Annotated in this window: 8 protein-coding genes; 2 read left to right on the forward strand and 6 right to left on the reverse strand. The window is 52.3% G+C overall.

The window, feature by feature from the left end; translation table 11 throughout:
• Positions 1 to 247 (forward strand): DNA-3-methyladenine glycosylase I (locus AB1690_11005; protein ID MEW6015841.1); only part of this gene is annotated, 247 nt, incomplete at its 5' end.
• Positions 248 to 279: 32 nt separating this feature from the next.
• Here the strand turns inward: AB1690_11005 and AB1690_11010 are convergent.
• Genes AB1690_11010 through AB1690_11020 form a run of 3 tightly spaced genes read right to left on the reverse strand, consistent with a single transcriptional unit; the run spans position 280 to position 3,999 of the window.
• Positions 280 to 2,073, reverse strand: coding sequence for a cation:proton antiporter (locus AB1690_11010; protein MEW6015842.1), 1,794 nt, complete (start codon positions 2,071 to 2,073; stop codon positions 280 to 282).
• A 29-nt stretch (positions 2,074 to 2,102) separates the two neighbouring features.
• Positions 2,103 to 3,575: a potassium/proton antiporter gene (locus tag AB1690_11015; protein MEW6015843.1), complete on the reverse strand. Its 1,473-nt coding sequence runs from the start codon at positions 3,573 to 3,575 to the stop codon at positions 2,103 to 2,105.
• 16 nt (positions 3,576 to 3,591) lie between these two features.
• Positions 3,592 to 3,999, reverse strand: a complete 408-nt coding sequence (locus AB1690_11020; protein ID MEW6015844.1) for a carbonic anhydrase — start codon at positions 3,997 to 3,999, stop codon at positions 3,592 to 3,594.
• Between the two features lie 186 nt (positions 4,000 to 4,185).
• Here AB1690_11020 and AB1690_11025 point away from each other — a divergent pair, with 186 nt between their 5' ends.
• Positions 4,186 to 4,719 (forward strand): YfiR family protein, encoded by a 534-nt coding sequence (locus tag AB1690_11025; protein ID MEW6015845.1) that lies wholly within the window; start codon positions 4,186 to 4,188, stop codon positions 4,717 to 4,719.
• 184 nt (positions 4,720 to 4,903) lie between these two features.
• On the opposite strand, the gene AB1690_11030 is transcribed toward AB1690_11025, so the two are convergent.
• The 3 genes from AB1690_11030 to AB1690_11040 form a co-directional block, all read right to left on the reverse strand.
• Positions 4,904 to 5,833 carry a DUF6268 family outer membrane beta-barrel protein gene (locus AB1690_11030; protein MEW6015846.1) on the reverse strand — a complete coding sequence of 310 codons (930 nt, stop codon included), beginning with the start codon at positions 5,831 to 5,833 and terminating at the stop codon, positions 4,904 to 4,906.
• 248 nt (positions 5,834 to 6,081) lie between these two features.
• On the reverse strand, positions 6,082 to 9,156 hold the full coding sequence (gene secA, locus AB1690_11035; protein ID MEW6015847.1) for a preprotein translocase subunit SecA: 3,075 nt from the start codon (positions 9,154 to 9,156) through the stop codon (positions 6,082 to 6,084).
• A 211-nt stretch (positions 9,157 to 9,367) separates the two neighbouring features.
• A complete protein-coding gene (locus tag AB1690_11040) occupies positions 9,368 to 10,189 on the reverse strand; it encodes a phospholipase A (GenBank protein ID MEW6015848.1) in 822 nt (273 codons plus the stop codon).
• Between the last annotated feature and the right edge of the window lie 516 nt (positions 10,190 to 10,705).

A 10,705-nucleotide genomic window follows, 5' to 3' on the forward strand; every position in this document is an offset into this window, starting at 1 on the left:
ATTTGGCAGTTTCGATAAATATGTATGGTCCTTTGTTGGAGGGAAACCGCTCCTGAACTCCCGCAAGAGCATGAAAGAGGTGCCGGCTATGACCGCTGAAGCGGAGCGGATGAGCAAGGACCTGAAAAAGCGGGGATTCCGCTTCGTCGGACCTACCATCTGCTACGCTTTCATGCAGGCCGTCGGGATGGTCAATGACCATACCGTTGACTGCTTTCGATATAAACCTCTGTCAAGGATGAAGTAGAAATCTGAATCTGGCGACTGGAACCGTTCCGGTCAGTCAGGAGATTTCACAATGCTTACGATTGTCTGTCCCGGCCTGGGAGTTACCGATTTGTCTGCGATAATCGGAGTAACGACTCCGGACTCATTCATCACAAACAGCAGAACTGCCGAGCCGCGATAATGTCGCTCAAAAGAGTTAAAATCAAACTCGGGGGTCAGTTTATTGACTTTGATAACCGCTCCGGAAGCGAATAAGGAGTCGAGAAAAAGATAGGTGCAATCGGGACCGAAAAGGAATTTTCCGCGAAGGTGACTTGGCATAGATTGGAGACGTCGCGCGCCTTTCGATTGTAAAGGGAGCTGGAAGATTCCTTGATGCCCAAAAACTTCCCCATAATGAAGGCAAGCAAGGGAATTGACCTCATCGTTCGAGGTCAAAGCCAGCAGCCGTCCGATACCGGTCAGGTCAATATGCTGCGGGGTTTCTTCGGAAAGGGCGCTTCCCTGATAGGTTGTTAAATCCATCATTCGCGCCGTCGAGATATTCTCCGCGTTGGTATCGACCAGAACGACTTTCACGCCGAGATTCTTGAGAGCGGCCGCAATTTCCCGCGCCCATTTGTGGGCGCCGATAATGAGAAATCCCTGTGGCTCGGCGCCGGAAATGCCAAGCCATCGAGCCAGCGGGGCGGCAAGCAAGCCATAGACGGTAACGGTGCCGATGATAACCATAAAGGTCAACGGCACCAGCCGTTCGGCATCGGCATATCCCTGGTCCGCCAGTTTGAGAGCGAAAACCGAGGTGACGGCGGCGGCGACCACGCCGCGAGGAGCCATAGCGGCAATAAAAAACTTATCTTTCCAGGTGAGGTTAGAGCCGCGCGCCGAGAGTAGTGTCGAAAGAGGGCGAGCCAGCAAGACAAGGATCAGTAAAAAGACAAATACCTGGATATCAAAATAGAAGATATCATCGATGGAAAGTCGGGCGGAAAGAACAATAAACAGAGCGGCAATCAAAAGAACCCGGAGGTTTTCCTTGAATTCGATGATATGTTTGACATTTATCCACTTCTGATTGGTCAGGGCGATACCCATAATGGTAGTTGCCAGGAGTCCCGATTCAGCCCTCAGGAAATTGGAAAGAGTATAAGCGCCGACGACCGACATCAGGGCGACCGGATTTTGAAGAAAATCCGGAATCCAGCCGCGATAAAGAAGCAGCACCAGAAGACCGGCGACCAGGATTCCCGCCAGAGAGCCTATTAGGACTGTCTTGAAAAAACCGGAGAGGACTGCGACCGTGGCGCTCTCAAAACCGCCGGAGAGAATTGCTTCAAAGACCAGAAGGGCGAGCATGGCGCCGACCGGGTCGATAAGAATCCCTTCCCATTTGACTACGGAACCGGCCGCGCCAGTGGGACGAACATGGCGAAGCAGAGGAATTATCACGGTAGGTCCGGTCACCACCAGAATCGCTCCCCAGAGAACCGAGAGCGGGAAACTCAACTGCAGAATATAATAGGCAGCCGCGGCGGAAATAATCCAGGTCAAAAAAGCGCCAACCGTGATAAGATTGCGGATGACTTTTCCGGAGGCTCGCAGTTCCGCGATATTAAGGCTCATACCGCCTTCAAACAGGATTATGGCGACCGAGACAGAAACCAGCGGCAGAAGAATTTCTCCGAGAAGTTCATCCGGTTTCAGGAAGCCGGTCACCGGTCCGGCGATAAAGCCGCAAATCAGAAGCAGCAGGATGGATGGAAGGCGCAATCGCCAGGCAAGCCACTGGGCAGCGACGCCGATTATCAGAATGCTGACCAATCCTATCAGTAAGTTTTCGTGCATAAGCCTTAAGATTAATGATAAGCCTCAACTCAGGAGGCGGTTTCTTTCTTTCGACCAATAAACGCTTTCAATTCCGCCAGAGTGGTGGTGTCGGCGAGAATCAGAAGCAGGTCGCCCGCTTCGATAATGGTTTGCCCCCCGGGAACCAGATATTCGTCATTGCGCAGAATCAATGCGACCAGCACCCCCTTCGGAAAATGAATATCAAGAAGTCTCTTCCCGGTTACAAAGGAATCGGGGGGGACAAAGATATCCACCAGTTCCCCTTTGGAGCCGGGAGCCGGCTCGAATTCGAGGGGATATCGGGCTTTAAGAAATAGTGGTGAATCGACTCTAAGCAAGCGGGCGACAAAAGGAATAGTTGTCCCCTGCACGACCACAGAGAGCATGACAATAAAAAAGACTACGTTGAAAATCATTTCCGATTGCTCAATACCGGAAAGCATCGGGAAGGTTGCCAGAATAATCGGCACCGCGCCGCGCAAACCGACCCACATGACCATCGCTTTTTCGCGCAGTTTCATCTTCCAGGGAAGCAGCGTAATAAAAACGCTGAGCGGCCGCGCCACCAGAACCAGGAAAGCGGCGGTAAAGATACCGACTCCCCAGACATAGGAGAGATGTGACGGCAGCACCAAGAGTCCCAGGGTCAGGAACATGATAATCTGCATCAGCCAGGCGATGCCGTCATGAAAGCGAACCAGGCTCTTCTTATGGACAAAGTCGCTGTTGGCAAGAAGCAGACCGGCCAGATAGACAGCGAGAAATCCGTTGCCGCCGATTATGGCGGTCAGGCCGTAAATCAAAAACACCATCGTAAAAGTCAGCACCGGATAAAGCCCTTCATATTCCAGTTTGATATGATTGAGAAGATAGGTAAGGCCGCGCGCCATCAGGAAACCGATGGCGGCACCAATTGTCATCTGCTGGACAAAGAGAAGTACTAAATCAAGAAAACTGAGAGTCGGCTCGCCAATAAGCCTGATCATACCTATGGTCAAAAAGACGGCGGTCGGGTCGTTACTCCCTGATTCCAGTTCCAGAAGCGGCTTGAGTTCGCCTTTCAGGCTGACCTTGCGGGAGCGCAGTACGGCAAAGACAGCGGCGGCATCGGTAGAGGAGACAATCGCCCCCAAAAGCAAACCTTCGTGCAAGGACAGGTCAAGAACGACTATCGTGAACCAGGCGACCAGAAGCGCGGTAAGAAAGACGCCCACTGTCGAAAGGGCGAGCCCTTTCCAGACCACGGGTCGGACCGATTTCCATTCGGTGTCAAGACCGCCGGAGAAGAGAATCAGAGCCAGGGCGGCAACACCGAGCGACTGCGCCAGCCAGGGGTCATCAAACTGGATTTTTCCTATCCCCTCGGCCCCGGCAAGCATTCCGATTATGATGAAAAGAAGAACCGCCGGCACTCCCAGCCGTCCGGAGAACTTGCTGGAGATGATGCTCAGCAATAATAGAATCGAGGCGCCGGCCAGAAGATATTCTATCGAAGGCATAGATTCCTGTCAGTCCTCAATCTTTCTTAAGGTGGTGGTCTTCTATCAGTTCTGCCCGGAACTGCTCATTTAGCCAGATGCCGATTATCCGCTCAATTTCCGGGAAATCCCAGGAGCGGAGAATCTCTATTGAGCGGCGGAGTTGTTCCAGTTGCTTCTCTTTCGGGACCGGATTGCCCACACAGTCATAATGCGCTACCAGCACCACGGTGCGGGTGGCGTGTGCCCGCAGGGAAATCTGAAGCATCCGTTTTACTGAGTGGAGCAAGCGCTCATCCTGGGCGGCAAAAGCGCCAATCATCCCCGGTTCGGTTATCATATCGACGCAGTCAACTTTTAAGTGCTGCTTTATCCATTCCGTTGCCGGAATTATGGTGCGGCCATCCATGCAATTTATGGCGGCGGCGAAGGTAGGTCGGTTCATGGCTGTTCTCCCGGTTTATGGCTTGGTCGATTGCCAATGAATAAGGGAAAAGGGGCCAAAAGTCAAAATTTTTCGAGGCTATCAGGAATTGCGCGTTGGGGCTAAAAAACCGGACAATTTTTGCCGATATCTAAAAAAATCGACCTGCAAGCCGTATATTTTTAAGGTAATAGCGGAGATGGAACCATGAGAAAAGTAACGCTGTCGATGACACTTCTGTTTCTGGCGGTGGCGATTGCGGCACAGGATAAAGCCGAGAAAGAGAAAGTCGCCAAGGCGGAATTTGTCCTGAAATTGATTGAAAACGTAACCTGGCCCGCGGAGCAGAGGGCGGATGACGAAACTGTCACGGTGATTACCGTGGTGGGGACAAGTTCGCTGGCGTCGTACCTGAAAGGGGCGGCGGAGAAGCTGAATGGCTCAACTAAAAAGGTGGAAGTTCGGGAGGGGGGACTGGATGCCGACCTGAGCGGCTCGCATATGGTCTTTATTGCTGCCACAGAACTTGCCGACCTGGCGGCCGTCTTAAAAAAGGTGAGCGGTCAGCCGATTTTCACCATGAGTGACAACGGCAATTTTGCCGGATACGGCGTAATGCTCGATTTCTTGAAAGATGACGGGGGCAAAGTGAGTTATGCGGTCAACAAGATGGCTCTAAAGGGTGCCGGACTGAAATTAAGCGACGGCGTTCTCAAACAGGCGAAGAAGACCTACGGATGATGGCACTCAAGATGAGAAGTTCAAAGAGCCGAGCCGATATGAGGCCCGGCTTTTCTGTTTGGGCAATTCTCAGAATATTGTCTGGGTACCCTACGCGGGGCCGGGAGCCGTTTTCTGATGGCGCGCAGCATCTGACTAACTCCCCCCTCTGTATAGTTCCAGACTTGCGGAATCGACATTACGCTCATCCTCCGAAGCGCAAGCCAATTCGAGCATACTGGTTGGGCTTGAGGTCATACGATGAGGTTTCGGTATCCCCATCAAAGAATTCAAACCTGTGCAGAGCGATTATCCCGGACTCCACTTGCAGACGAGTGAATTTTGTCAAACTTATTTTGATTGCCGCTCCGGCAGTCAACATCGTGTATCGCACTTCAGGATTCGGCACGAGGTAGATATCCGGGTCCCCCCGAAAATTATTCCCGTCACCGGAAAGAACCAGACCCACATCAATTGCCGCGGCCGGACGATACCATAATTCCAGATTGTTTGGAATGATTCCCCTGGCAGCCAGATTTCTGCCGTTATTCCAGTCGAAAGCAAGTAAGGGAACAAATTCACCGCTTCCAAACAGGGTGGTATAAGCCGCGCCGAATCCAAGCGAAAATCTTTCGCTAAAGTGGCGAATGAAGACTGCCGCCGCCTGGAAATTAAAATCATCCTGGGAAATCTCAGCCTGAAGGTCCGATGCCAGAGTCGGAGTGCCCAGCGCCCAGACCGACCACTTCTGCGACAAGCGATGCTGCAGCATCAGGGTGTAACTGGCCGACTGAAGTCTCTCCAGTGGATAGACCAGTTCACGATAACGGAACTCAATAAGTTGATAGGAAAAATCATTGACCAGCACCGTCCTGTCTTTCCAGATAACAATGGGAAGCGAGAGAGAACCCCTCAGTTTTCTAAGTTGCGCCTGCGGATGATTAAGATAGGTTGTATCTGTTCCCACCACCGTGTCAATTATTGGTTCATCAAAGTCCTGGTATGGAAGCAGGTCATAACTGACAGAAAAAGAGGGACCTGATTCTGCTAGCGTGGCTTGAGTTCCGATAGTTGACAAAACGCAAGCGAACGTCATAATAAAAACCGTAATCCTGCCAGCGACGGCCTGTCTCATATTCTGTCCTTTCGTCATTATTCCTTATTTGAGTCGCTCTGACATTATGCTTACGAGGCGTCAATTACATCAGTTTCCGTGTCCAATACAGATTTGATAATGCAATATTGAGAGACTAAAGCTGCCGTGAATCTTGACCTCTAACTCGATTCAGGCTTAAAGCCCTGCTTCAGTCAAGCCTCCACGACTTTTTATCCTCGACTTCTCTGGTTCTCTTCCCGTTGGTCAGAGAGAGGGACTTTCGTGGATTACCCTTCGCCCGCCCCGTGGCATTTCTTGTACTTCTTGCCGGAGCCGCAGGGACAAGGGTCGTTACGACCGACCTTCTGCCCGTCCCGTTTGAAAGGCTGAGCCTTACCGCGCTGCGCCCCCTGCGCCATAACTGTTTCACCGCCGGAAGCCGGGGGTGGCGCATCCTCGGCGGCAGCCCGGGCCGAGCCGAAGCCCATGCCGGTCGATTCCTGATGTGATGCCACCATGCCGGCTCGGGCCAGTTCACGGCGACGCTCCTCGCGGGAGCGCTCCGGCATATTGACCTGCAGTTTATAGACCATGGAGACGATTTCTTTATCAACCCCTTCAATCATCTCGGCGAAAAGACGATATGCCTCGCGCTTATATTCGACCAATGGGTCGCGCTGGCCGTAAGCCCGCAGCCCGATGCCGGTCTTGAGCTGGTCCATTTCGTACATATGGTCGCGCCAATGCTTGTCTATAGTCATCAACACCGCATACCGCTCCAGACGGCGCATTATTTCCTCGCCGTACAGTTTCTCTTTCTGGTTGTAGAAATGCATGACCGCCCCTTTGACCTGCTCGAATAGTCTATCAGGCGAGAGGGCGGGAATATCGGCTTCTTTAATATCGAGATTCAGAAGAAAGATATGGAGCAGTTCGCTCTTGAGATTGGTCCAGTCCCAGTTTTCGGCGTATTCCTTTTCCGGGCAATATTTGTCTATCAGCGACTGCAGGACCGAATCGATAAGTTCGAGAATTTCTTCTTTTATTGACGTCCGCTCCAGAGCCGCCAGTCGCCGGTCATAAACCACCTCGCGCTGGGAGTTCATCACGTTGTCATACTCGAGGGTATGTTTTCTGATGGCAAAGTTCTGCATTTCGACACGCCGCTGGGCGCGCTCAATAGCCTTGGTCACCATGCCGTGAGTGATGACTTCCCCTTCTTTGACACCGAGACGGTCCATAACGCGCGCCAGCCGGTCGGAGCCAAAGAGGCGCATCAGGTCGTCTTCGAGTGAGAGATAGAATTTGGAGGAGCCGGGGTCGCCCTGACGGCCGGAGCGACCGCGCAACTGACGGTCAATCCGTCGGGATTCATGACGTTCCGTGCCAATAATATGCAGCCCGCAGGGGACTTTTTCGTGGCATTTGAGTTCTTTGATAAAGGGGCAAATCTCTTCATCCTGGCGCGGTTTCAGCAGGGCGCAGTTTTGATGTTTCACTACGCCCGGTCCCAGTTTGATATCGGTGCCACGCCCGGCCATATTGGTCGCAATAGTAACCGCGCCGGGCTGACCGGCTTTGGAGACTATCTCGGCTTCCATTTGGTGGTATTTGGCATTCAGGACATTGTGCGGCACGCCGGAGCGCTTGAGCATACGGGACAGCGTCTCCGATACTTCAACCGAAATGGTGCCAACCAGCACCGGCCTTTTGGAGTTGTAGCACTCGATTATTTCTTCGATGATGGCGTTGTACTTTTCTCGGCGAGTAAGATAGACCTCATCATTGAAATCAATTCGCCGAACCGGCTCATTGGTCGGAATGGATACGACATCGAGTTTGTAAATGTCCCAGAATTCCTGCGCTTCGGTCTCGGCGGTGCCGGTCATGCCGGCAAGTTTTTCGTACATCCGGAAATAGTTCTGGAGAGTGATGGTCGCCAGAGTCTGCGATTCTCCCTCGATTTTGACTTTCTCTTTGGCTTCTATCGCCTGATGTAACCCATCGGAGTATCGTCGTCCCGGCATCAGCCGTCCGGTAAACTCATCGACAATCAGGATTTTGCCGTCCTGCACGACATATTCGACATCTTTCTCAAATAGGGTATAAGCCTTCAATATCTGGCTTATGGAGTGGACCTTTTCGGAGCGCTCGGAGTGGAGGCGATAAAGCTCATCGGTGCGGCTGGTTTTTTCTTCCGGGGCAAGCGTGCTGTCCCCTTCGATTTCGGAGAGGCCTTCGGAGAGGTCGGGAATTTCAAAAAGTTCCTGCTCCGCTTTGGAGAACTGGGCGCGGCCGTGGTCGGTCAGACTGATGCTGTTCTCGCGCTCATCGATAACATAATACAACGTTTCATCGATTTCGTACATCTTCTTTTCGCGAAGATAGTCCGATTCGACTCTCTCGATGAGTCCCTTGACACCGCCTTCTTTGATTAGTTTGAGATACTTCTTGTTCTTGGGAGCGCCACGGCTGACGGCGAGAAGAAGCCGCCCCGCTTCATAATGGCCATCGCCATCTTCCCGCTCAAGCAGTTTTTCCGCCTGGGCAATCTTTTCGTTTATCAGGTTGGTCTGCTTGCGAACCAGAGTGGAAACAATCGGCTGCATCTCGGCAAACCGCTGGTGGAGAGAACTTTCGACCTGTCCGGAAATGATTAGCGGGGTGCGGGCTTCGTCGATTAAGACCGAGTCAACCTCGTCAACTATAGCATAAAAGAATCCGCGCTGGACACGGTCTTCCGCCGTTTGCGCCATGTTATCGCGAAGGTAATCGAAGCCGAACTCATTATTAGTGCCATAGGTGATATCCTTGCCATATTCAACCTTGCGGGCGGCGCTGTCCATATCGTTCTGGATACAGCCGACCGTCAGCCCGAGAAACTTGAATATCTCCCCCATCCACTGGCTGTCACGCTTGGCAAGATAATCGTTGACGGTGACTATATGGACTCCCCGTCCGGTAAGGGCGTTCAGGTAAGTCGGCAGAGTGGCGACCAGCGTTTTCCCTTCACCGGTGGCCATCTCGGCGATTTTCCCCTGGTGAAGGACAATGCCGCCGATAAGCTGAACATCGTACGGAACCATATTCCATTCGGTCTTGATACCGACTACTTCCCAGGATTTGCCGACCAGTCGTCGGCAGGTATCTTTGACGACGGCAAACGCTTCAGGCAAGAGGTCATCGGTCGTTTCGCCGTCGGCAAGACGTTTCCTCAATTCCTCGCTCTTGGCGGCAAGCTGCTCATCAGTAAGCGCCGCAAGCTCACTGAAATGCTCATTTATTTCATCGACCAGCGGGCGAATCGCTTTGATATCCCGCTCATGTTTGGTGCCGAAAAGTCTCGTTAAGAAATTTGCCATATATCTATAATTATAGGTTGGGGAGAATATAAGGTTTCAAAAGAGGGATGTCAAAAGGATGCTCGGGGGGGTTACGTCGGGATAATCTTCAGGCAAATGATGGTAGAGGCTATAGCGCCATGTTCACTCCGAGACGCAATTTCCTCAGGCCTCGACGCGCTTGACAGCGCGATTATCGCGACGAATATTACTGCCGTCTTCATTTGACACCTTATCTTGAAAACATTATCCCGAATCCGACGCGGGTGAGGGAGCGTCTGTAATCGACAATGCTCTCGCCGTAGCCGTGGGAGACGCGCAAGTAAAAATGACTCAAGTCGCCGATTTCGACCGGGAAGCTGTAAGTGGCGAGAAAGCCGCCCTTGCCGGTGCTGATATTGCCGCGAAGCATCAGGCGGACGAGATGATGCCAGGGGAGACGATAGAATAATTGCAGGTCGCTGTACCCGAGGTAATCGGTAATATCAGGATTGTCGTCTCCGGCCGCATCGAGCGGGTCGGTTTTGTCATCCTCCGGGAGGCGGTAGCGGAGTTTGAGATAGAGCAGTAAATTTGGGCGAAGATAATAAGGGGAGATATAAATCAAGTTCCAGCTTCGAGAAATCGGCGGTCTCTGGCCGTTCGATTCATGCTCAAAGCCGATATCGGCGCCGACTTGCCCAGAGGAGAAAGGGAGAGTTTTGGGGCGGAAGAAGATTTCGGGATTATAGTTGGTCTCGCGGAACGGGGCGGAGTTTCGCGCATCGTACGCCTGCCAGAAGGAAATCTGGGTGTAAGCAAAGTAAAGCGGGAGGCCGAGGATACGGTGTTTGGCGCTCATCTGGAAGACAGCTTCAGTCTGGGGGCCGCTATAGGCGCCGGAGATGGTGGCCGGGAGCATGAAAAGCTCTTTGTGCAGAGAAAGGCCGGGTCCGGTGCGGATGAACTGGAAATCCTCGGACGGCTCATAGGCGCGCAGTGGCGCCGGGGCGAGAATGACCAGAGAGAACGCGAGTGAAATAATGAAAGCTGTCGCCTTACAGAGAGACGGCATATAGTCCTCCTCGAACGGTTGATTTAATATAAGGATGTTATGCGGGTTGGCAAGAGGGGAACGGGGGTATCATTTCCCGGCGGAAACGATATGGTGTCAGGAAGGGGTGTATAATGTCAATAGATAGGTTACAATTGTTCCGGGACATGGGTTACACTTTGAATTGGTTTGGTCAATATTATTTCTCTAACAAAATGGTGGTGGAAATAGATGTGCCAGTATCCGTTTCCCTGGGGCCGGATTTCTCGTCCCAAGAGAGAAGAAGTGACTCGGAACCCGACCTACCTAGAGATTGCTTTGACCCGCCATCGGCTGACAAAGCCTCCGATTCGGAATGACGGGAAAATCATCTATGGTACTGGCCTATGAATTTTTCGACTTCGGGGAGACCCCCCTGCAGAATCAGGTACCCGTCAAATGGCTCCCGCTCCGTAATTTCGCCGGCTATCGGCGATAGCATCATCTCCCGGACTTTCTTTGGCTCGGTTGTCTGCGCCAGAACCCAGCCCAGTTTCA

The organism is Candidatus Zixiibacteriota bacterium, from assembly GCA_040753495.1.
Taxonomy (GTDB): Bacteria; Zixibacteria; MSB-5A5; order GN15; family PGXB01; genus DYGG01.